This window comes from Desulfitobacterium sp. PCE1 (assembly GCF_000384015.1).
GTDB lineage: Bacteria > Bacillota > Desulfitobacteriia > Desulfitobacteriales > Desulfitobacteriaceae > Desulfitobacterium > Desulfitobacterium dehalogenans.
The window spans coordinates 420976-439785 of sequence record NZ_KB913023.1; the positions used below are offsets into that span (position 1 = coordinate 420976).

33 protein-coding genes are annotated in these 18810 nt (G+C 47.7%); all 33 read left to right on the forward strand.

Annotated elements, in window-relative coordinates; genetic code table 11:
- The first annotated feature begins 87 nt into the window (after positions 1 to 87).
- The 33 genes from tuf to DESPCE1_RS0102245 all read left to right on the forward strand — a co-directional run bounded on the left by tuf (position 88) and on the right by DESPCE1_RS0102245 (position 18634).
- Positions 88 to 1290, forward strand: coding sequence for an elongation factor Tu (gene tuf, locus DESPCE1_RS0102085; RefSeq protein WP_014792382.1), 1203 nt, complete (start codon positions 88 to 90; stop codon positions 1288 to 1290).
- A 256-nt stretch (positions 1291 to 1546) separates the two neighbouring features.
- A complete protein-coding gene (gene rpsJ / locus DESPCE1_RS0102090; protein ID WP_005810163.1) occupies positions 1547 to 1855 on the forward strand; it encodes a 30S ribosomal protein S10 in 309 nt (102 codons plus the stop codon).
- 261 nt (positions 1856 to 2116) lie between these two features.
- On the forward strand, positions 2117 to 2746 hold the full coding sequence (gene rplC, locus DESPCE1_RS0102095; RefSeq protein ID WP_014792384.1) for a 50S ribosomal protein L3: 630 nt from the start codon (positions 2117 to 2119) through the stop codon (positions 2744 to 2746).
- Positions 2747 to 2770: 24 nt separating this feature from the next.
- On the forward strand, positions 2771 to 3394 hold the full coding sequence (gene rplD, locus DESPCE1_RS0102100) for a 50S ribosomal protein L4 (protein WP_014792385.1): 624 nt from the start codon (positions 2771 to 2773) through the stop codon (positions 3392 to 3394).
- Positions 3394 to 3681 (forward strand): 50S ribosomal protein L23, encoded by a 288-nt coding sequence (locus DESPCE1_RS0102105; RefSeq protein ID WP_014792386.1) that lies wholly within the window; start codon positions 3394 to 3396, stop codon positions 3679 to 3681. The genes rplD and DESPCE1_RS0102105 overlap by 1 nt, the downstream gene beginning before the upstream one ends.
- Before the next feature lie 24 nt (positions 3682 to 3705).
- Complete coding sequence (gene rplB, locus DESPCE1_RS0102110; protein WP_014792387.1) at positions 3706 to 4536, forward strand: 50S ribosomal protein L2; 831 nt, start codon at positions 3706 to 3708, stop codon at positions 4534 to 4536.
- Between the two features lie 19 nt (positions 4537 to 4555).
- Positions 4556 to 4837 carry a 30S ribosomal protein S19 gene (gene rpsS, locus DESPCE1_RS0102115; protein ID WP_014792388.1) on the forward strand — a complete coding sequence of 94 codons (282 nt, stop codon included), beginning with the start codon at positions 4556 to 4558 and terminating at the stop codon, positions 4835 to 4837.
- Positions 4838 to 4854: 17 nt separating this feature from the next.
- On the forward strand, positions 4855 to 5199 hold the full coding sequence (gene rplV, locus DESPCE1_RS0102120; RefSeq protein WP_014792389.1) for a 50S ribosomal protein L22: 345 nt from the start codon (positions 4855 to 4857) through the stop codon (positions 5197 to 5199).
- 3 nt (positions 5200 to 5202) lie between these two features.
- Positions 5203 to 5862 carry a 30S ribosomal protein S3 gene (gene rpsC, locus DESPCE1_RS0102125; protein WP_014792390.1) on the forward strand — a complete coding sequence of 220 codons (660 nt, stop codon included), beginning with the start codon at positions 5203 to 5205 and terminating at the stop codon, positions 5860 to 5862.
- Positions 5863 to 6300 carry a 50S ribosomal protein L16 gene (gene rplP / locus DESPCE1_RS0102130; protein WP_014792391.1) on the forward strand — a complete coding sequence of 146 codons (438 nt, stop codon included), beginning with the start codon at positions 5863 to 5865 and terminating at the stop codon, positions 6298 to 6300.
- Positions 6290 to 6493, forward strand: a complete 204-nt coding sequence (gene rpmC / locus DESPCE1_RS0102135; RefSeq protein WP_014792392.1) for a 50S ribosomal protein L29 — start codon at positions 6290 to 6292, stop codon at positions 6491 to 6493. The genes rplP and rpmC overlap by 11 nt, the downstream gene beginning before the upstream one ends.
- A 23-nt stretch (positions 6494 to 6516) precedes the next feature.
- Positions 6517 to 6777: a 30S ribosomal protein S17 gene (rpsQ, locus tag DESPCE1_RS0102140; RefSeq protein ID WP_014792393.1), complete on the forward strand. Its 261-nt coding sequence runs from the start codon at positions 6517 to 6519 to the stop codon at positions 6775 to 6777.
- Positions 6778 to 6812: 35 nt separating this feature from the next.
- Entirely contained in the window at positions 6813 to 7181 is a 369-nt protein-coding gene (rplN, locus tag DESPCE1_RS0102145; RefSeq protein ID WP_014792394.1) for a 50S ribosomal protein L14, read from the forward strand.
- Positions 7182 to 7208: 27 nt separating this feature from the next.
- A complete protein-coding gene (gene rplX, locus DESPCE1_RS0102150; RefSeq protein WP_014792395.1) occupies positions 7209 to 7547 on the forward strand; it encodes a 50S ribosomal protein L24 in 339 nt (112 codons plus the stop codon).
- 21 nt (positions 7548 to 7568) lie between these two features.
- Complete coding sequence (gene rplE, locus DESPCE1_RS0102155) at positions 7569 to 8108, forward strand: 50S ribosomal protein L5 (protein WP_014792396.1); 540 nt, start codon at positions 7569 to 7571, stop codon at positions 8106 to 8108.
- A gap of 20 nt (positions 8109 to 8128) precedes the next feature.
- Positions 8129 to 8314 (forward strand): type Z 30S ribosomal protein S14, encoded by a 186-nt coding sequence (locus DESPCE1_RS0102160; RefSeq protein WP_011459104.1) that lies wholly within the window; start codon positions 8129 to 8131, stop codon positions 8312 to 8314.
- Between the two features lie 27 nt (positions 8315 to 8341).
- Complete coding sequence (rpsH, locus tag DESPCE1_RS0102165; RefSeq protein ID WP_014792397.1) at positions 8342 to 8740, forward strand: 30S ribosomal protein S8; 399 nt, start codon at positions 8342 to 8344, stop codon at positions 8738 to 8740.
- A gap of 24 nt (positions 8741 to 8764) precedes the next feature.
- The gene (rplF, locus tag DESPCE1_RS0102170; protein WP_014792398.1) at positions 8765 to 9319 is read left to right on the forward strand and encodes a 50S ribosomal protein L6; all 555 of its coding nucleotides are present in this window, start codon (positions 8765 to 8767) and stop codon (positions 9317 to 9319) included.
- Positions 9320 to 9371: 52 nt separating this feature from the next.
- The gene (gene rplR / locus DESPCE1_RS0102175; RefSeq protein ID WP_019849307.1) at positions 9372 to 9740 is read left to right on the forward strand and encodes a 50S ribosomal protein L18; all 369 of its coding nucleotides are present in this window, start codon (positions 9372 to 9374) and stop codon (positions 9738 to 9740) included.
- Between the two features lie 24 nt (positions 9741 to 9764).
- Positions 9765 to 10265 carry a 30S ribosomal protein S5 gene (gene rpsE, locus DESPCE1_RS0102180; RefSeq protein WP_014792400.1) on the forward strand — a complete coding sequence of 167 codons (501 nt, stop codon included), beginning with the start codon at positions 9765 to 9767 and terminating at the stop codon, positions 10263 to 10265.
- Between the two features lie 11 nt (positions 10266 to 10276).
- Positions 10277 to 10459: a 50S ribosomal protein L30 gene (rpmD, locus tag DESPCE1_RS0102185; RefSeq protein ID WP_014792401.1), complete on the forward strand. Its 183-nt coding sequence runs from the start codon at positions 10277 to 10279 to the stop codon at positions 10457 to 10459.
- An 18-nt stretch (positions 10460 to 10477) separates the two neighbouring features.
- Complete coding sequence (gene rplO / locus DESPCE1_RS0102190; RefSeq protein ID WP_014792402.1) at positions 10478 to 10921, forward strand: 50S ribosomal protein L15; 444 nt, start codon at positions 10478 to 10480, stop codon at positions 10919 to 10921.
- 1 nt (position 10922) lies between these two features.
- The gene (secY, locus tag DESPCE1_RS0102195; RefSeq protein ID WP_014792403.1) at positions 10923 to 12212 is read left to right on the forward strand and encodes a preprotein translocase subunit SecY; all 1290 of its coding nucleotides are present in this window, start codon (positions 10923 to 10925) and stop codon (positions 12210 to 12212) included.
- 13 nt (positions 12213 to 12225) lie between these two features.
- Complete coding sequence (locus DESPCE1_RS0102200) at positions 12226 to 12879, forward strand: adenylate kinase (protein WP_014792404.1); 654 nt, start codon at positions 12226 to 12228, stop codon at positions 12877 to 12879.
- Positions 12872 to 13618: a type I methionyl aminopeptidase gene (gene map, locus DESPCE1_RS0102205; RefSeq protein ID WP_014792405.1), complete on the forward strand. Its 747-nt coding sequence runs from the start codon at positions 12872 to 12874 to the stop codon at positions 13616 to 13618. Before DESPCE1_RS0102200 ends, map begins: the two co-directional genes overlap by 8 nt.
- 34 nt (positions 13619 to 13652) lie before the next feature.
- The gene (infA, locus tag DESPCE1_RS0102210) at positions 13653 to 13871 is read left to right on the forward strand and encodes a translation initiation factor IF-1 (RefSeq protein WP_014792406.1); all 219 of its coding nucleotides are present in this window, start codon (positions 13653 to 13655) and stop codon (positions 13869 to 13871) included.
- 23 nt (positions 13872 to 13894) lie between these two features.
- The gene (rpmJ, locus tag DESPCE1_RS0102215) at positions 13895 to 14008 is read left to right on the forward strand and encodes a 50S ribosomal protein L36 (RefSeq protein WP_005810119.1); all 114 of its coding nucleotides are present in this window, start codon (positions 13895 to 13897) and stop codon (positions 14006 to 14008) included.
- 177 nt (positions 14009 to 14185) lie between these two features.
- On the forward strand, positions 14186 to 14557 hold the full coding sequence (gene rpsM, locus DESPCE1_RS0102220) for a 30S ribosomal protein S13 (protein ID WP_014792407.1): 372 nt from the start codon (positions 14186 to 14188) through the stop codon (positions 14555 to 14557).
- Positions 14558 to 14575: 18 nt separating this feature from the next.
- The gene (gene rpsK / locus DESPCE1_RS0102225) at positions 14576 to 14965 is read left to right on the forward strand and encodes a 30S ribosomal protein S11 (RefSeq protein WP_014792408.1); all 390 of its coding nucleotides are present in this window, start codon (positions 14576 to 14578) and stop codon (positions 14963 to 14965) included.
- A gap of 12 nt (positions 14966 to 14977) precedes the next feature.
- Positions 14978 to 15604, forward strand: coding sequence for a 30S ribosomal protein S4 (rpsD, locus tag DESPCE1_RS0102230; RefSeq protein WP_014792409.1), 627 nt, complete (start codon positions 14978 to 14980; stop codon positions 15602 to 15604).
- A gap of 60 nt (positions 15605 to 15664) precedes the next feature.
- Positions 15665 to 16612 carry a DNA-directed RNA polymerase subunit alpha gene (locus DESPCE1_RS0102235; RefSeq protein WP_014792410.1) on the forward strand — a complete coding sequence of 316 codons (948 nt, stop codon included), beginning with the start codon at positions 15665 to 15667 and terminating at the stop codon, positions 16610 to 16612.
- 26 nt (positions 16613 to 16638) lie between these two features.
- Positions 16639 to 16977, forward strand: coding sequence for a 50S ribosomal protein L17 (gene rplQ / locus DESPCE1_RS0102240; RefSeq protein ID WP_014792411.1), 339 nt, complete (start codon positions 16639 to 16641; stop codon positions 16975 to 16977).
- 613 nt (positions 16978 to 17590) lie between these two features.
- Positions 17591 to 18634: a 4Fe-4S binding protein gene (locus DESPCE1_RS0102245; protein WP_019849308.1), complete on the forward strand. Its 1044-nt coding sequence runs from the start codon at positions 17591 to 17593 to the stop codon at positions 18632 to 18634.
- Positions 18635 to 18810 lie beyond the last annotated feature (176 nt).

The window sequence follows — 18810 nt, forward strand, 5'->3', positions numbered from 1 at the left end:
CGGGATGTTTTCTCGAAGCAGGGCCTCGCCCCCAATAAAAGGAAACTTCTATTCCTACCTATTATTTAGAAGGAGTGAAAATTTAAAATGGCAAAACAAAAATTCGAACGTACTAAACCCCACGTTAACGTTGGAACCATCGGTCACGTTGACCATGGTAAAACCACCACAACCGCTGCTATCACCGCCGTTCTTTCCAAAGCAGGCGGTGCAGTAGCCCAAGCATTCGACCAAATCGACAAGGCTCCGGAAGAAAGAGAGCGTGGAATCACCATCTCCACTTCACACGTTGAGTATGAAACCGGCAATCGCCACTATGCTCACGTTGACTGCCCAGGCCACGCCGACTATGTTAAAAACATGATCACCGGTGCTGCCCAAATGGACGGTGCAATCCTCGTTGTATCCGCTGCTGACGGTCCTATGCCACAAACTCGTGAGCACATTCTGCTTGCTCGCCAAGTAGGTGTTCCTTACATCGTTGTATGGCTTAACAAAGCCGATATGGTGGATGATCCGGAGCTCATGGAACTGGTTGAAATGGAAGTTCGTGAACTTCTCTCTGAATACGAGTTCCCCGGTGACGATATTCCCATCGTTCCCGGTTCTGGCCTGAAAGCTCTCCAATGCGGTTGCGGATCCCGTGATTGCGAATGGTGCGGCAAGATTTGGAACCTGATGGATGCTGTTGATGCATACGTTCCAACTCCAGAGCGCGCTACTGACAAGCCTTTCCTCATGCCTGTCGAGGACGTGTTCACCATTACCGGTCGTGGAACCGTTGCTACCGGTCGTGTAGAACGCGGTATTATTAAAGTCGGTGACGAAATTGAAATCGTTGGTTTGACTGAAGCTCCTCGTAAGTCTGTTGTTACCGGTGTTGAAATGTTCCGTAAACTTCTTGACCAAGCTCAAGCAGGGGACAACATCGGAGCTCTTCTCCGCGGTGTGGATCGTAAAGATATAGAACGCGGACAAGTTCTTGCCAAATCCGGTTCCATCAAGCCTCACACCAAATTCATCGGCGAAGTATTCGTACTGAGCAAGGAAGAAGGCGGACGTCATACCCCTTTCTTCAACAACTATCGTCCTCAATTCTACTTCCGTACAACCGACGTTACCGGTGTTGTAACCCTTCCTGAAGGAACTGAAATGGTTATGCCTGGGGACCGTGTTACCATCTCTTGCGAAATCATCGCTCCTATCGCTATGGAAGAAGGACTTCGTTTCGCTATTCGTGAAGGTGGCCGTACCGTTGGTGCCGGCGTAGTTGTCAGCATCATCGAATAATAGGCTTTAGTGTTACGCAGGTATGGAACTTAAGTCTAGTAAGTCTAGATTAGATCTTAAGTCTAAATGAGAAGGATGCCACAGTCCAACTGTGGCATCCTGACTCATGTCATAAAGGCAATCAGGTCTCAAGCATCGAGCTTCGGGCCTTGATCATTTGGTGCAGAAGGTTGCGATGAAAGTGACTCCGCTGTTCATCGGGGAATTTCTGGACCCAGTACATCCGTTAAACGGAACTATAGGAGGTTTTTTTAAAATGAGCAGTCAAAAAATTCGTATCCGCCTTAAAGCATTTGATCATAAAACACTGGATCAATCTGCAGAGAAGATTGTTGAAACGGCAAAGAGAACAGGTGCCCGTGTCAGTGGACCTATTCCTCTTCCCACTGAAAAAAGCATTTATACCATCCTTCGTTCTCCCCACGTTAACAAGGATTCTCGCGAGCAATTCGAGATGCGGACTCATAAACGCCTCATTGATATCCTGGAGCCAACCTCTAAAACAGTGGATGCTCTTATGCGTTTAGATCTCCCTGCTGGCGTTGATATCGAAATCAAACTCTAATTTTGGCAAGTCATAAAATCTGAGAATTAAACGCTGGTTCAAGTAGAATGTCTGGAAAGATTAAAGATTCAGACAGTCGAAAAAAACTAGCGTTCATTTAGAGTTTATGATATAATACTTTTGTTTGTGGCGCGAAACACCCGGCACTGTGGATTGGTGTTCAGGGTCAACTCGCTTCAAAAATATCAATTCAAATTTGGAACGCTCTCGTGCTCCGGCCATAGAGCCGGTGCACTTCAAAGTGTTCAGGAGGTGGCAATCGTGTCGAAAGGAATTTTGGGTAAAAAAATTGGTATGACCCAGGTTTTCACGGAAGAAGGACATCTTATTCCGGTGACTGTGGTCGAAGCAGGTCCTTGCTATGTCATCCAAAAGAAAACAAAAGCAACGGATGGTTACAACGCAATCCAGGTTGGCTATGGTGCTCTGAGGGAAAGACTGGCGAATAAGCCGCAAAAAGGACATGTTGCAAAAGCTTCTCTGAAGCCGATGCGCTATATTCGTGAGTTCCGCGTGGATGATGTTGATGCTTACGAAATCGGACAAGAAATCACTGCTGACTTGTTTGCTGCAGGAGATGCAGTAGATGTAGTCGGAATCTCCAAGGGTAAAGGCTTTGCAGGGATGATTAAACGCCATGGTGCCGGCCGCGGACCCATGAAGCATGGCTCCAAGTATCATCGCCGTACCGGTTCCCTCGGCGCGAAAGGCCCGGCTCGTGTATTTAAGGGCCGCAACCTGCCTGGGCGTATGGGTGGCGAACGGGTTACCGTTCAAAATCTAAAAGTCGTTCGGGTGGATGCGGATAAAAATATGATTCTCGTTAAAGGCGCTGTACCCGGCGCGAAAAAGTCATTGCTCATTCTGAAGCCTTCCGTTAAGGCGAAGTAACTTGTAAGAAAGGAGGAATAAGCAATGCCAAAGGTTCAAGTAGTTAATATGCAAGGTTCTTCTGTTGGAGAGCTTGAGCTGAATGAATATGTATTCGGTATCGAACCAAATATCCATGTCATGCATCAAGCGGTGGTAGGACAACTGGCCAGCCAAAGACGTGGTACTCACTCCACCTTACTCCGTGGAGAAGTTCGCGGAGGCGGCCGTAAACCCTGGCGTCAAAAAGGTACCGGCCGGGCTCGTGCAGGCAGCATTCGTTCCCCTCTATGGAGAGGCGGCGCTGTGCTTTTCGGACCCAAGCCCCGCAAGTACGGCTTTAGCCTACCTAAGAAAGTCCGCCGCTTGGCTTTGCGTTCAGCCCTTTCTTCCAAGGTAAACGAACAAAAGCTGATCGTATTGGAAGATTTGAGCTTGAACGAAGCAAAGACCCGGGAAATGGTTAAAGTTCTGCAAGCCCTTAATGTCAGCAAAAAAGCTTTAATCGTTACGGATGAATTTATTGAAACGATTGAGCGTTCTGCCCGCAATATTGTAGGAGTCAAAACCACTGCAGTAGAAGGCATGAATGTTTACGATCTTCTCAATTCCGATGTCATCGTCATGACGAAGGCAGCGGTAACGAAAACGGAGGAGGTGTTAGCGTAATGCGCGATGCTCGTGATGTACTCAAACGTCCAGTGATTTCCGAGAAGTCTGTTGGGCTTATTGAGGAAAACAAGTACTCCTTCTGGGTGGACACAGCTGCAAACAAGATTGAGATCAAGAATGCAGTGGAAAAGATGTTTAAAGTAAAAGTCGTTGATGTTCGTACGATCAACGTCAATGGTAAAAAGAAACGTGTCGGAAAACACGTAGGTAGAACAGCAGACCGTAAAAAGGCGATTGTTACGCTTAAAGCTGGAGATCGCATTGAAGGCTTTGCTGGCCTGTAAGCTTGATGCAAAGGAGGGAAACCCATGCCAGTAAAAGGATTTAAACCGTATTCTCCTGGTCGTCGTCAAATGACAGTGTCGACTTTTGAAGAAATTACGAAAACAACACCGGAGCGCTCTTTGCTCGCGCCGTTAACAAGTAAAGCCGGCCGCAACAACCAAGGTAAGATGACAGTACGTCACCAAGGCGGCGGACACAAACGGAAATATCGTTTGATTGACTTCAAACGCAATAAAGATAGTGTACCGGCGAAAGTCGCTGCTATCGAATATGACCCTAACCGTTCCTCTCATATTGCCCTGCTTCATTACTTGGATGGTCATAAAGCTTATATCCTGGCTCCTAACGGCCTGCAAGTAGGACAAATGGTCGTATCCGGACCGGATGCCGATATTAAAGTAGGGAATGCTCTTCCCATTAAAAACATTCCTGTGGGTACCCTGCTCCATAATATTGAAATGAAGCCTGGCAAAGGAGCTCAGCTGGTCCGTTCTGCGGGTGGCTCTGCTCAGCTCATGGCTAAAGAAGGAAAATATGCTACCTTGAGACTTCCTTCCGGTGAAATGCGCATGGTTCATATCGACTGCCGGGCAACTATCGGCCAGGTCGGAAATATTGAACATGAGAACATTAACATCGGTAAAGCTGGTCGTTCACGTTGGTTAGGAATCCGCCCCTCAGTTCGTGGTGCTGTTATGAACCCCAACGATCACCCACACGGCGGTGGTGAAGGCCGTAACCCAATCGGTCGGAACCCTGTTACACCTTGGGGTAAACCTGCTCTTGGAGCGAAAACCCGTAAGAAGAAGAATCCTTCTAATCGCTTCATTGTGAAACGACGTGGCAAGAAGTAATCGAAAGGAGGCCAATTAAATGAGTAGATCTCTGAAAAAAGGGCCTTATGTAGAAGGACGCTTGCTCGCACGTGTGGAAGGAATGAATGCCTCCAATGAGAAGCGTGTCCTGAAGACTTGGTCCAGAAGTTCAACAATATTCCCGCAAATGGTGGGACACACCATTGCGGTTCATGATGGACGGAAACACATTCCCATCTATATTACCGAAGATATGGTAGGACACAAACTCGGTGAGTTTGCTCCTACACGCACCTACAAAGGGCATGCTGGCAGTGAAAAGTCCAGCGGCCTGCGCTAAAAGGAGGAGTCAACGAAATGCAACAAGCCAAAGCGATTGCAAGATATGTGCGGATCTCTCCTCGTAAGGTGCGCCAAGTCGTCAATCTCATTCGCGGCAAGAATGTCAGCGACGCTCTCGCGATTCTTCAATTCACCCCAAAGGGTGCTACAGAGCCGGTAACTAAAGTTCTGAAGTCCGCAGTAGCCAATGCGGAGCACAATTATGAAATGGATACCGACGCTCTGATTGTTAAAGAAATTTACGTGGATGAAGGACCGACTTTGAAGCGCATTAAACCTCGAGCTATGGGACGAGCGGATCAAATCCGGAAACGGACCAGTCACATTACCGTGGTTGTCGGCGAAAAGAAGGAGGGTTAAAACGTGGGTCAAAAAGTAAATCCTAAAGGCCTCCGGGTCGGAATTATCCGGGACTGGGAAGGCCGTTGGTTTGCAGATAAAAACTACTTGGAACTCCTTCATGAGGATTTGAAGGTTCGCAAATTTGTGAAGAGCAAATTGCAACAAGCAGGTGTTCCTAAAGTTGAGATTGAACGGGCAGCGAACCGGGTTAAGGTTTCGATTCATGCGGCTAAGCCGGGAATCGTCATCGGCCGCGGCGGTGCTGAAGTAGAAAATCTCCGCAAGCAATTAGAAGCCATGACAGGCAAACAAGTAGCTGTCAATATCGTGGAAGTTAAAAAGCCTGAGCTTGATGCACAACTGGTTGCTGAGAGTGTTGCTCAACAATTAGAAAAACGTGTATCCTTCCGCCGGGCAATGAAACAAACCGTACAACGCACTATGCGTCAAGGCGGTCAGGGAATTAAGATTTCCTGCAGCGGCCGTTTAGGCGGTGCGGAAATCGCGCGGACCGAGTGGTACAGTGAAGGGAAAGTTCCCCTCCATACCCTTCGTGCCGACATTGATTATGGATTTGCTGAAGCAAATACCACCTATGGAAAGATTGGCGTAAAAGTCTGGATATATAAAGGAGAGGTTCTTCCCGCCAAGAAGGTCGCTCAGGTGGAAGGAGGAAAATAAATGCTAGTCCCAACCAGAGTAAAGCACCGGAAACAACATCGTGGCCGGATGCATGGAAAAGCAACTCGCGGTAATGTCATTACCTTCGGCGAGTATGGATTAGTGGCTATGGAGCCAGCATGGATTACCAATCGCCAGATTGAAGCTGCCCGTATTGCAATGACTCGTTATATCAAACGGGGCGGTAAAGTTTGGATTAAGATTTTCCCGGATAAGCCGATTACGGCGAAACCGGCTGAGACTCGTATGGGTAGTGGTAAAGGTTCCCCGGAGTATTGGGTAGCCGTTGTAAAACCTGGTCGTGTTATGTTTGAATTGGCTGGAGTGCCTGAAGAAATTGCTCGTGAAGCGCTTCGCCTTGCCATGCATAAGCTCCCGATTAAGTGCAAGATTGCGCGTCGCGAGGAATTAGAAGGAGGTGACGCAAATGAAAACTAAGAATTTCCGTGATATGACCGATGAGGAGCTCCTTAAGGAGATTGATGGATACAAAACGGAACTGTTCAATTTGCGTTTCCAACTAGCTACCGGACAACTGGACAATCCTGCCAGAATCCGGGAAGTTAGGAAAGGGATTGCCCGTGGCAAGACCATTCTCCGTGAGCGCGAACTAAAAATTAACCGTGCTTAAGGTTGGAAAGGAGACTTTTTAACATGGAAAGAACCCAACGCAAAGTTAGAATGGGCAAAGTCGTAAGCGATAAGATGGATAAAACGGTCGTCGTTGCCGTTGAGATGAAAGTCCGCCATCCGCTTTACCATAGAACGATCACCCAAACCAAGAAATTCAAGGCTCATGATGAAAACAACGAAGCCAAGACCGGCGATACCGTTGTCATCATGGAGACTCGCCCCCTTAGCAAGGATAAGCGCTGGCGTGTGATTGAGATCACAGATAGAGCCGTTGTTCTCTAAGAACTGAACTTTTAATTCGGAAGGAGGGTCAACAGATGATCCAAGTTCAAACTCGCCTCAGAGTCGGAGACAATTCTGGAGCTAAAGAACTGATGTGCATCAAGGTGCTCGGTGGTTCGATGCGCCGATATGCATCCATTGGAGACATAATCGTCGCTTCTGTTAAAGAAGCAACACCAGGCGGCGTTGTTAAAAAGGGAGATGTCGTCAAAGCGGTTGTTGTTCGCACGAAGAAAGAAATCAAACGCAAAGACGGCACCTATATCCGCTTCAGTGAAAATGCTGCCGTAGTTATTAAAGATGATAAGAGCCCGCGGGGAACTCGTATTTTCGGACCCGTTGCCCGGGAATTGCGTGATAAGGATTTCATGAAAATCATTTCTCTCGCACCGGAAGTAATCTAAGGCCCCATACCAGTGGAGGTGAATGAAGTGGCTGCTGTAAAGCAAAAGATACACGTCAAAAAAGGCGATATGGTTATGGTCATTACAGGAAAAGATGCCGGCAAGAAAGGCAAAGTCCTGGAAGTGTTCCCGAAAAAGGGTCGTGTGGTTATTGAGAAAGTCAATATCGTAAAACGCCATACCAAACCTACTCAAAGCATGCCCCAAGGTGGGATCTTTGAGAAAGAAGCACCCATCGCTAGCTCAAATGTCATGCTGTATTGCACCGAGTGTAATAATGTGACTCGGGTCAGCGTGAAGGAAACTGAGGCTGGAAAAGTCCGTGTTTGCAAAAAATGCGGTGTGAACCTGCCCGACAAAAAATAATCGAGAAGGGAGGGACCTTAGTTGGCTCGTCTAAAAGATAAGTTCAGCAATGAAATAGCTCCTGCATTACAGCAGAAGTTCAACTATAAAAATGTGATGCAAATTCCTAAGCTCGAAAAAGTGGTTATTAATGTGGGCGTTGGGGAAGCCATCCAAAACTCAAAAGCTATCGACGCTGCCGTCGGCGATCTGATGAAAATCACCGGACAAAAACCCGTCGTAACCCGGGCGAAAAAGTCCATCGCAGCTTTCAAACTCCGTACGGGAATGCCCATCGGAACGAAAGTGACTTTACGGGGCGACCGTATGTATGAGTTTGTTGATCGTTTAATGAACGTAGCATTACCTCGTGTTCGTGACTTCCACGGTGTATCCGATAAGGCATTTGACGGACGTGGTAACTATACGCTCGGTATTAAAGAGCAACTCATCTTCCCGGAAATCGAATACGATAAGATCGATAAGGTCCGTGGTATGGATATTATTTTCGTTACAACGGCGAAAACCGATGAGGAAGCTCGTGAATTACTCGGAATGCTGGGAATGCCGTTCCGCAAGTAGAAAAAGGAGGGTCCTAGAGCGTGGCTAAAAAGTCTATGATCGTGCGCAATGCACGTCAACCGAAATATGCAGTTCGTCACCATAACCGTTGCAAACTCTGTGGCCGTCCCCATGCGTATATCCGCAAGTTCGGAATATGCAGGATTTGCTTCAGGGAGTTAGCTTATAAAGGCGAACTTCCTGGCGTGAAGAAGGCCAGTTGGTAAGAGGCGTAAGGAAGGGGGAAGACTCAAGTGGCAATGTCAGATCCAATTGCAGATTTCTTGACCCGCATTCGTAATGCAGGCATGGTTTATCATGATAAAGTTGAAGTACCTGCTTCCAATGTCAAGAAAGCGATTGCTGAAATCCTTAAAGAAGAGGGTTTCATCAAAGATGTTGAATATATTTCCGATAACAAACAAGGAGTCATCCGTTGTTATCTGAAATACGGCCCAAATCGTGAGCGTGTCATTACCGGACTGAAGCGTATCAGCCGTCCCGGACTGCGCGTCTATGCGAAAAAAGATGAAGTACCGAAGGTTCTCGGTGGCCTGGGCGTGGCGATTATCTCCACATCCAAAGGCGTTATGACCGACAAGCGGGCTCGTCAAGAAGGCCTTGGCGGAGAAGTGCTCTGCTACATTTGGTAATCACACACTACGGAGGTGCAGAGAATGTCCAGAATTGGCAAGCGGCCCATTAGTATTCCTAGTGGCGTCGACGTCAACATAGAGGGCAATGTTGTCACCGTTAAAGGACCTAAAGGAACTTTAACGAAAGAAATGCATTCACTCATCAACATTGCCTTGGAAGAACAACAAATCGTCGTGACTCGTCCCGACGATCAGCCTCTCAGCCGCTCCTTGCATGGCTTAACCCGTACACTGGTCGCCAACATGGTTGAAGGTGTTACGAAAGGTTTCAGCAAGAGTCTGGATATGGTAGGGGTAGGATACCGTGCTGCGAAGCAAGGGAACAAACTCGTTCTATCGGTGGGTAAATCCCATCCCGTGGAATTGATTCCTTTCGAGGGAATCGAAGTTGAAGTCCCTGCCCAAAACAAAATCATTGTTAAAGGCATGGACAAAGAACTGGTCGGTGATTTTGCCGCCGAGATCCGTAAGGAACGTCCACCTGAGCCTTACAAAGGCAAAGGGATTAAGTATGAGAACGAAGTCGTCCGTCGTAAAGCCGGTAAGACCGGTGCCAAAAAAGGCGGTAAGAAGTAAGACGTAAGGCAAGGGCAAAAACTCTTGCACAAATGAAAGGAGTGAGTTTCCTTTGATCACGCAAATTGACCGCAAAGCAATTCGCCTGAAGAAGCATAAGCGAGTCCGGAAGAGCGTTTTCGGCACAACAGAACGTCCCCGTTTGGCTGTATTCCGGAGTCTCAATCATATTTACGCCCAAGTGATTAACGATGATCTTGGCGTGACTTTAGCAGCAGCTTCATCCTTGGACCCCGAGTTCAAAGCTTCCGAGCTTGCCGGAGGTAATGTTGAAGGAGCACAAAAAGTCGGCGAACTGATTGCAAAACGTGCACTGGAAAAGGGAGTTTCCAAAGTGGTTTTCGACCGTGGCGGAAACATTTACCACGGACGGATCGCGGCTGTTGCAGAAGCAGCTCGTGAAGCCGGTCTAGAGTTCTAAGACACGGTAAAGGAGGGAAAATCATTGGCGAAAATCGATGCGAGTAAGTTAGAGTTGACTGAAAAAGTCGTTCATATTGCCCGCGTGGCAAAAGTTGTCAAAGGGGGACGCCGTTTCAGCTTCAGCGCCCTGGTCGTCGTCGGAGACGGCCACGGTAATGTAGGAGCTGGACTTGGTAAAGCCGGAGAGGTACCTGAAGCAATTCGCAAAGGCATTGAAGATGCTAAAAAGAATATGGTATCAGTACCCTTGATCGGCACTACCATTCCCCATGCTATCTTAGGAAACTACGGAGCAGGATCCGTTCTGCTTAAGCCTGCAACAAAAGGTACCGGAGTTATCGCCGGCGGAGCAGTCCGTGCCGTTCTTGAAGCTGCCGGTGTATCCGATATTCTCACCAAATCCCTGGGATCTGCAAATCCTCACAACATGGTGAACGCTACGATGGCTGCCTTAAAATCTCTGAAGCGGGCGGAAGACGTTGCTAAACTCCGCGGTAAAACCGTAGAAGAAATTCTGGGTTAGGAGGGTTGGCAGTGAAAATTAAAGTAACACTCGTAAAAAGCCCGATCGGGTATTCAGAAAACCAACGCAAGGTCCTCAAGTCTCTTGGCTTAGGAAAGATGGGTTCTAGTGTAGTTCATGACGATACCCCCAATATCCAAGGGATGATCCGCAAATGCGCACACTTGGTTGCGGTGGAAAACGTCGCAGAATAAAAGGAGGTGTTGACGAGCATGAAATTGCATGAACTTAAGCCTGCACAAGGTTCAACGAAAGCTCCTAAGCGTTTAGGCCGTGGAATTGGCTCCGGAACCGGTAAAACTGCCGGTAAAGGTCATAAGGGCCAAAAAGCCCGTGCCGGCGGCGGAGTACGTCCCGGTTTCGAGGGTGGCCAACAGCCTCTTTACCGCCGGATCCCCAAACGTGGCTTTACCAACATCTTCAAGAAAGAATATGTTGTGTTGAATGTCCGTGACTTGGAAGAACGCTTTGAAAATGGTGCGGTTGTCAGTTATGAGAGCCTCTTTGAAGTAGGACTCATCAAAACTGTTAAAGATGGCGTAAAGATATTGGGAACAGGAGAACTGAGCAAAGCCTTGACTGTCCAAGTGGACAAAGTCAGCAAAACCGCAGCAGATAAGATTGTTGCTGCTGGTGGAAAAGTCGAGGTGGAATAAGATGATTGTCGATTCCCTGAGAAATGCCTGGAAGCTGCCAGAAATCAGGACAAAAATCGGATTCACCTTACTCATGTTTCTTGTTTTCCGTATTGGTGCTCACATTCCGATCCCCTTCATCAATCATGACGTTCTGTCAAACATGTTGGGGTCGGGGACTTTATATGATTTCTTGGATACCTTTTCCGGTGGATCCTTTAGGAGGTTCTCAGTCTTTGCACTGAGTATTACTCCCTATATTACAGCTTCGATTATTCTTCAGCTTTTGACGATCGTCATCCCCTCTCTTGAACGCTTAGCTAAAGAAGGGGAATTCGGAAGAAAGAAGATCACCCAGTATACCCGTTATGGAACCGTCATCCTTGGCTTCATCCAAGGTTTCGGTATGACCTTTGGATTGCGGGGAGCCCTCATCATTCCCAAAGCGGGAATGGAATGGCTCATTTACCTCTTAGTGGCCTTGATCCTCACCGCAGGAACAGCTTTCCTGATGTGGTTGGGAGAACGGATCACTGAGAATGGGATCGGTAACGGAATCTCCTTGATCATCTTCGCCGGGATCGTAGCCGGAGTGCCGGATGCGATTAAACGTATCGCCGGACTCCTCAATGTTGGAGAGATTACACTTTTCTCCGTACTTGGACTTATCGTGATTGGTCTGGGGATCATCGCCGGAGTAGTCTTTATCCAAGAAGGTCAGCGGAGAATCCAGGTTCAATACGCCAAGCGTGTGGTTGGACGCCGTGTTTACGGAGGCCAATCCTCACATATTCCCATGAAGGTCAACCAAGCCGGGGTTATTCCCATCATCTTTGCGATTAGCTTGCTCGCTTTCCCGAGCACCATCGCAACCTGGATGCCATCAACCTCTGGTTATGTACAATTCGTCAATAAGTGGCTGGTCATGAACGGCTCGCTGACCTCGATTCCTTATCTGATCGTGTATGCGATGCTGATCATCTTCTTCACCTACTTCTACACAGCCGTCAGCTTTAATCCGGTGGATGTGGCAGATAACCTGAAGAAGTATGGCGGGTTCATTCCTGGACTTCGCCCTGGCCGTGCTACCTCAGATTATCTTTCTAAGATTTTAAGCCGGCTTACTTTAGCCGGGGGAACCTTCCTCGCCTTGATTGCGGTTCTTCCGAGTTTAGTCATCGGGCTGACTGGAATTCCCAACATCACTCTGGGCGGAACCTCATTGCTGATCGTCGTGAGCGTTGCGCTGGAAACCATGAAACAGCTGGAGTCCATGCTTATGCAGCGGCACTACCAAGGGTTCATGAAGTAAGGAGGACTACCTGATGAGAGCAATCCTCATGGGGCCCCCTGGGGCAGGTAAAGGAACACAAGCTGCCGATTTAATGTCGAGATATCAGATTCCTCATATTTCTACCGGGGATATGTTCCGGGCTGCTATTAAAGCAGGAACTGCCCTGGGGATGAAAGCTAAGGAATATATGGATGCCGGTTCTCTCGTCCCTGACGAGGTAACCATCGGGATCGTCGCCGAGCGATTGGCGGAACCCGATTGCAGTAAAGGATTCTTATTGGATGGTTTTCCACGGACAGTCGCTCAGGCGGATGCCTTAGATAAGATTCTTGCCAAGCTCAAGATGAACCTTGATGGCGTGATCAATATCGAAGTTCCTGAAGCAAAACTCCTTGAGCGCCTGACAGGCCGCCGGATTTGCCGGCAGTGTGGAGCAACCTACCATATGGTTTTCAATCCACCCGCTTCAGAAGCAGTTTGCGATAAGTGCGGTGGAGAGCTTTACCAACGCAGCGATGACACTTTGGAAACCGCCAAGAACCGGTTGCAGGTCTATAATGATCAAACTCAGCCCCTGATCGATTATTATCGGGAAAAGGGACTTCTGAGGGAGATTAACGGGGATCAGGATATTGCACAAGTATTGCAAGATATTGTGGACGCTATGGAGCATGGGCATGATTGAGTTGAAGAACCCTTCTCAAATTGCCGTGATGCGTAAGGCAGGGAAGATCGTGGCGGATACCTTGGAGCTGATGCGTGAAAACGTACGGCCCGGAATCACCACGGGGGAGTTGGATCGAATCGCAGAGGAGTATATCCGCAAATGCGGTGCCGTTCCTGCCTTCAAAGGGTATAACGGATTTCCCTCCTCTCTCTGTACTTCCGTCAATGAACAAGTGGTTCATGGCTTCCCCGGTTTAAGGACTCTGCAATCTGGAGATATTATCAGTATTGACTGTGGTGCGGTTTTTGATGGATATGTGGGAGACGCAGCGATTACCTTACCCGTAGGCGACATTTCCGAAGAACTGCAGCTGCTGCTGCGGGTTACGGAAGAATCCTTAATGCTGGGTATACCCAAAGCCATTAAGGGCAATCGCCTCCAGGATATATCGCACGCCATACAAACCCATGTAGAGGCCCACGGTCTATCCGTTGTACGAGACTATGTCGGCCATGGAATCGGTCGGGCGATGCATGAGGATCCGCAGATTCCCAACTACGGTAAGCCAGGCCGAGGGCCACGACTCGAAATCGGGATGGTTTTGGCTATCGAACCCATGGTTAACTTGGGAACTTATGAAGTAAAAGTTTTGAGTGACCACTGGACTGTCGTGACGAAGGATGGTAAAGCATCTGCCCATTTCGAACACACAGTAGCCATTACTGAAAATGGCCCTGAGATATTAACTCGGAGTTAAGTACACCCGATAGAGTGCCGGAGGAGGGCTGAACATGTCAAAAGAAGATATTATTGAAGTTGAAGGAAAGGTCCTGGAACCATTGCCCAATGCCATGTTTTTAGTGGAATTATCCAATGGACATAAGGTATTGGCTCATGTGTCCGGGAAGATTCGCATGAATTTTATACGTATTCTGCCGGGGGACCGGGTCACTGTGGAGCTTTCTCCCTATGACTTATCTCGCGGACGGATCGTGTATCGGTTTAAGTAAAGGACCAAAGGGAGGGGATTACAGTGAAAGTAAGGCCTTCTGTGAAAAAAATCTGTGAAAAATGCAAGGTCATCAAGCGCCATGGCAAAGTCATGGTGATATGTGAAAACCCGAAACACAAACAAAGGCAAGGGTAAGACATCAAGCCTCACCGTTGCGCGGCTGATTGGTTCTAGAGCTAGATCCAATGTAGCGGGAGCTGTCTACTTGCTTAACTAGAGTTTGTTGCGGATGGTTTGTTTATTTGAATGAATTTAACAGCCATGGGATGTCTATCCCAATGGTGTAACAGCTTATGGGGGTGTAAAGTTTAGATGGCACGTATCGCTGGAGTAGATTTACCGCGGGAAAAACGTGTTGAAGTGGGACTGACCTATATCTATGGAATTGGGATTCCCACCGCACAAAAAATCCTCGCCAGAACCGGCGTCAACCCGGACACTCGTATTCGTGACTTATCCGAAGAGGAAGTGAACCGCCTCCGGGAAGTTATCGATAAAGAAATTAAAGTTGAAGGTGACTTGCGTCGGGAAGTATCCCTTAATATTAAGCGTCTGATGGAAATCGGCTGCTATCGTGGATTACGTCATCGTCGTGGACTTCCTGTACGGGGTCAACGTACTAAGACGAATGCTCGTACCCGTAAAGGTCCGATCAAGACTGTTGGCGCAAAACGTAAAAAGTAATAAGGGGGGATTACCGAGATGGCGCGTAAAGTTGTACGCACAAAACGCCGTGAGCGTAAAAACATCGCTACTGGCGTTGCCCATATTAAGTCAACATTTAACAATAGTATGGTCACCATTACCGATCCAAAAGGTAATGTGATCTCTTGGTCCAGTGCGGGAGCACTTGGCTTCAAAGGATCTCGTAAGAGCACTCCTTATGCTGCTCAAATGGCTGCCGAAACTGCTGCCAAAGCGGCAATGGAACATGGCATGAAAGAAGTTGAATGCTTTGTTAAGGGACCGGGTGCCGGCCGTGAGGCTGCTATCCGTGCTCTCCAAGCTGCCGGTTTGGAAGTTAATATGATTAAAGACGTGACGCCGATTCCGCATAACGGTTGTCGGCCTCCGAAACGTAGAAGGGTATAAGGAGGTGTCATCATGGCAAGATATACAGGACCTGTTTGTCGCTTATGTCGCCGGGAAGGTATGAAGCTCTTCCTTAAGGGAGATCGTTGCTATACAGGCAAGTGCGCGATTGATCGTCGTGCCTATGCCCCTGGTCAACACGGCCAAAGCCGTGGCAAAAAGCCAACTGAATATGGTATTCAGTTGCGTGAAAAACAAAAAGTTCGCCGGATCTATGGCGTTCAGGAAAAACAATTCCGCAGCTACTACGATAAGGCCAACCGTCAAAAAGGGATCGTGGGTGAAAATCTCCTTCGTCTCTTAGAGCGCCGCCTTGACAATGTTGTATTCCAACTGGGATTCGCTACATCCCGTCCGGAAGCTCGTCAACTGGTGCGTCATGGTCACTTTACCGTCAATGGCCGCCGTGTTGATATTCCTTCCTTCCTCGTTCGTGTTGGGGACATCGTTGGTGTCAAAGAAGGCAGCAAGTCTTCACCACGCATGAAGGAAATCCTATCCTCTTTGGATCGGACTCCACCGAAATGGATGAGCTTGGATGCTAATGCTGCAACCGGAACAATCATCGCACTACCTGATCGAGAAGATATTCAACTGCCCATCCAAGAACATCTTATTGTTGAAAAATACTCCCGTTAATAATCATGAGCTTAGGATGGCTTGTTGATATCAAGTTCCCGAGAAAGAAGGTGCATTCCGATGTTAGAAATCGAGAAGCCCAAGATTGAATGTGTCGAACGTACAGACGATAATTCTTATGCTAAATTTGTCGTTGAGCCTCTCGAAAGGGGATATGGAATTACCCTGGGTAACTCCTTGAGAAGAATTCTTCTCTCCTCTCTTCCAGGGACGGCAGTCACATCAGTAAAAATCGAAGGGGTACTCCACGAGTTTTCTACTGTACCAGGGGTTTTGGAAGATGTTACAGACATCATTCTCAACCTCAAGAGCCTTGCTATAAAAGGACATACGGATGAACCCAAAGTTCTCCGTCTGGAAGCCGAAGGGGAAGGAGTCATCAAGGCCGGCGACATCATTACTGATGCAGATATTGAAATTCTCAATCCGGACTTGAAGATTGCAACTTTGGATAAGGATGGTCGTCTCTTCATGGAGATGACTGCCGAAAGAGGACGGGGCTATGTTTCGGCTGATAAGAACAAAAAGCCAGACCAAGCCATCGGAATCATTCCCATCGACTCCATCTTCGCACCCATCTATAAGGTCAATTACACCGTTGAGGACACTCGTGTCGGAATGGTCACAGACTATGACAGGCTTACCCTGGAAGTCTGGTCCAACGGCAGTATCACACCGGAAGAAGCGACCAGCCTGGCTGCGAAAATTCTTAGTGAGCATTTGCGTCTCTTCATCGGCCTCACCGACAAGCTCAATAATGTTGAGATCATGGTAGAGAAAGAAGAAGAAGCGAAAGACAAAATCCTGGAGATGACGATTGAAGATCTTGACCTCTCAGTCCGCTCTTACAATTGTCTGAAACGGGCCGGCATTAACTCAGTAGAAGAACTGACCCAGAAGACGGAAGAGGATATGATCAAGGTGCGTAACCTCGGTCGTAAATCCTTGGAAGAAGTGGAGTCTAAGTTAAGAGAGCTCGGCTTGGGGTTCCGCAAAGCCGATGACTAATTCGGTGCAAAAGGAGGGGAACAACATTGGCTTACCGTAAATTGGGAAGAAACATGGGTCACAGAGGCGCAATGCTTCGCAACCTAGCGACCTCCCTTTTAAAACACGAGCGCATCCAAACCACAGAAGCCCGTGCCAAAGAGGTAAACGCGATTGCTGAGAAGATGATCACTCTCGGCAAACAAGGGGATCTCGCAGCACGCAGACATGCTCTGTCTTACCTGTTGGAAGAAGATGTCGTTACCAAACTGTTTACAGAAATTGCTCCAAAGTATGCTGAGCGCCAAGGTGGATATACCCGGATCGTTAAAGTCGGGCCTCGCCGCGGAGACGCTGCAGAAATGGTTCTTATTGAACTCGTCTAGTGATAGATTAACATGATTCTTGGTCTCTATGAAAAAAGCCAGGCTATATTAAGCCTGGCTTTTTGCGTTCTCGTTCGATTATGCTGCTCTGAAAAAGGCCCGAAAAGCTGATTCTCCAGGATTTTGCTTTACACCGTTTGCTCCATAAGCTGCGCGGACAAAACTAACGCTCAAGCTCTCCGCTCCGAAAGGACCTACGCCGCTAAGTCCTTCTCTGTGGCGTGGCGGCTTGGGCGAAACCCTCATCCGGGTTTCGTCCGGCCAAATCGCTCCTCGAAAGCACTGCTTTCGCACTTGTTCTCAATGGCCGGTTGGAAACGTCCTGCTTCCAACCTTTCTCCGCTGCGTGCTTTTCGCGAAGTTTTGTTTCCGCTCGCTTAAATTAGCTCACTTTTAGAGTACGTGAGTCTCCGATCAAGAAACCTTCCAGTGGAAGGTTTCAGGAGATCACGCCCGAAGGTGTGTTGTGCGTAAAGCTACACGACCCGAGACGTTTTCCATCCTCAGCAGAAACGCTATTAAGTGATTGTAATCACACTTTGGTATGGAATTTTTAAGTAAAATGAGATGTGTGAAAAAACTTGAGTAAAGATTGTGAAGAAGGATGGACAGTATGAATATTAAAAAGAGAAAAATAACCGGATTGAACCTGCTCAATCAAGACCGGGCACCCCTGGAGCGGAGGGCGGTGCAGTTTTTATTTGTGTTGGTTATTTTGTTTATCGGCATTCAATTCATTCGATTTGTCAACTCTTATGCCGATCCTAATGCCACCGTGCTGGTCCACCGGCCGGCCGGAGTGGAGGCTTTTCTGCCCATTAGTGCCTTGGTAGCTCTGAAATCCTGGCTGTATACAGGGATATTTGATAGTATTCATCCTGCGGGACTTGTCATCTTATTATTGGCTATGGCCCTTTCTCTTGTATTCAAACGGAGCTTCTGCTCTTGGATCTGTCCCATTGGCACCTTATCCGAGGGATTGGCTATCATCGGGAGGAAGCTTTTGGGCAGGAATTTTGTTCTTCCTCGTTGGCTGGATTATCCTTTGCGTTCTCTGAAATATATTCTTCTCAGCTTTTTCATGGCCTTTATCCTGATCTTCATGGATGGCCCCAGTGCCTATGGGTTTCTGCAGACTCCTTATAATATGATCGCTGATGTTAAAATGCTGGATTTTTTTAAAAACCTTACCGTGACGGGCATGACCGTTATTACAGTTCTTGCTTTGCTTTCGGCAGTTATCCAGAACTTCTGGTGCAGATATCTTTGTCCCTATGGTGCGCTGATGAGCCTGCTCAGTATTTTCAGCCCTTGGAAGATCCGTAGAAATGGGGATACATGCATCTCATGCCAAAAATGTACGGCAGTCTGTCCTAATCAACTCAAAGTAGCTAAGGCAAAAGATATTTTGTCACCGGAGTGCTCAGGGTGTCTGAACTGTGTTAAGAGTTGTCCGGTAAAAGGGACCTTGGAATTCAGCTCCCCTCCATTCAGCAGTAAGAGACTGGCCTTCGACCCCAAAAGGGCGGCTATCATTCTTGTCGTGACCTGGTTTATGGTAGTTGGGGTTGCAAAGTTCACGGGACATTGGGAAAGCAGTATCCCTCCGGAAATGTATAGGATCCTGATTCCTCAAGCGGAGCAATTTAATCATTAGGAGAAGCAGGAAGGCTTTTAGGCCTTCCTTTTTATTATCTTCATCATTTCGAGCAGCAGGACTTGCCTGACCTTCAAAGAATAAATCGTTTTTCCAAATACTTAAGAAATAATATAGCATAACTGAATTTTCCTTAGATCAGTCTAAAGTTTTATAATGTAGAAAAAATTTAGATT

Excerpts from the sequence above, each read along its gene's own strand:
- tuf (WP_014792382.1), top strand. The coding sequence starts at position 88 with ATGGCAAAACAAAAATTCGAACGTACTAAACCCCACGTTAACGTTGGA.
- rpsJ (WP_005810163.1), top strand. The coding sequence starts at position 1,547 with ATGAGCAGTCAAAAAATTCGTATCCGCCTTAAAGCATTTGATCATAAA.
- rplD (WP_014792385.1), top strand. The coding sequence starts at position 2,771 with ATGCCAAAGGTTCAAGTAGTTAATATGCAAGGTTCTTCTGTTGGAGAG.
- DESPCE1_RS0102105 (WP_014792386.1), top strand. The coding sequence starts at position 3,394 with ATGCGCGATGCTCGTGATGTACTCAAACGTCCAGTGATTTCCGAGAAG.
- rplB (WP_014792387.1), top strand. The coding sequence starts at position 3,706 with ATGCCAGTAAAAGGATTTAAACCGTATTCTCCTGGTCGTCGTCAAATG.
- rpsS (WP_014792388.1), top strand. The coding sequence starts at position 4,556 with ATGAGTAGATCTCTGAAAAAAGGGCCTTATGTAGAAGGACGCTTGCTC.
- rplV (WP_014792389.1), top strand. The coding sequence starts at position 4,855 with ATGCAACAAGCCAAAGCGATTGCAAGATATGTGCGGATCTCTCCTCGT.
- rplP (WP_014792391.1), top strand. The coding sequence starts at position 5,863 with ATGCTAGTCCCAACCAGAGTAAAGCACCGGAAACAACATCGTGGCCGG.
- rpmC (WP_014792392.1), top strand. The coding sequence starts at position 6,290 with ATGAAAACTAAGAATTTCCGTGATATGACCGATGAGGAGCTCCTTAAG.
- rpsQ (WP_014792393.1), top strand. The coding sequence starts at position 6,517 with ATGGAAAGAACCCAACGCAAAGTTAGAATGGGCAAAGTCGTAAGCGAT.
- rplN (WP_014792394.1), top strand. The coding sequence starts at position 6,813 with ATGATCCAAGTTCAAACTCGCCTCAGAGTCGGAGACAATTCTGGAGCT.
- rplF (WP_014792398.1), top strand. The coding sequence starts at position 8,765 with ATGTCCAGAATTGGCAAGCGGCCCATTAGTATTCCTAGTGGCGTCGAC.
- rplO (WP_014792402.1), top strand. The coding sequence starts at position 10,478 with ATGAAATTGCATGAACTTAAGCCTGCACAAGGTTCAACGAAAGCTCCT.
- secY (WP_014792403.1), top strand. The coding sequence starts at position 10,923 with ATGATTGTCGATTCCCTGAGAAATGCCTGGAAGCTGCCAGAAATCAGG.
- DESPCE1_RS0102200 (WP_014792404.1), top strand. The coding sequence starts at position 12,226 with ATGAGAGCAATCCTCATGGGGCCCCCTGGGGCAGGTAAAGGAACACAA.
- map (WP_014792405.1), top strand. The coding sequence starts at position 12,872 with ATGATTGAGTTGAAGAACCCTTCTCAAATTGCCGTGATGCGTAAGGCA.
- infA (WP_014792406.1), top strand. The coding sequence starts at position 13,653 with ATGTCAAAAGAAGATATTATTGAAGTTGAAGGAAAGGTCCTGGAACCA.
- rpsM (WP_014792407.1), top strand. The coding sequence starts at position 14,186 with ATGGCACGTATCGCTGGAGTAGATTTACCGCGGGAAAAACGTGTTGAA.
- rpsK (WP_014792408.1), top strand. The coding sequence starts at position 14,576 with ATGGCGCGTAAAGTTGTACGCACAAAACGCCGTGAGCGTAAAAACATC.
- rpsD (WP_014792409.1), top strand. The coding sequence starts at position 14,978 with ATGGCAAGATATACAGGACCTGTTTGTCGCTTATGTCGCCGGGAAGGT.
- DESPCE1_RS0102235 (WP_014792410.1), top strand. The coding sequence starts at position 15,665 with ATGTTAGAAATCGAGAAGCCCAAGATTGAATGTGTCGAACGTACAGAC.
- DESPCE1_RS0102245 (WP_019849308.1), top strand. The coding sequence starts at position 17,591 with ATGAATATTAAAAAGAGAAAAATAACCGGATTGAACCTGCTCAATCAA.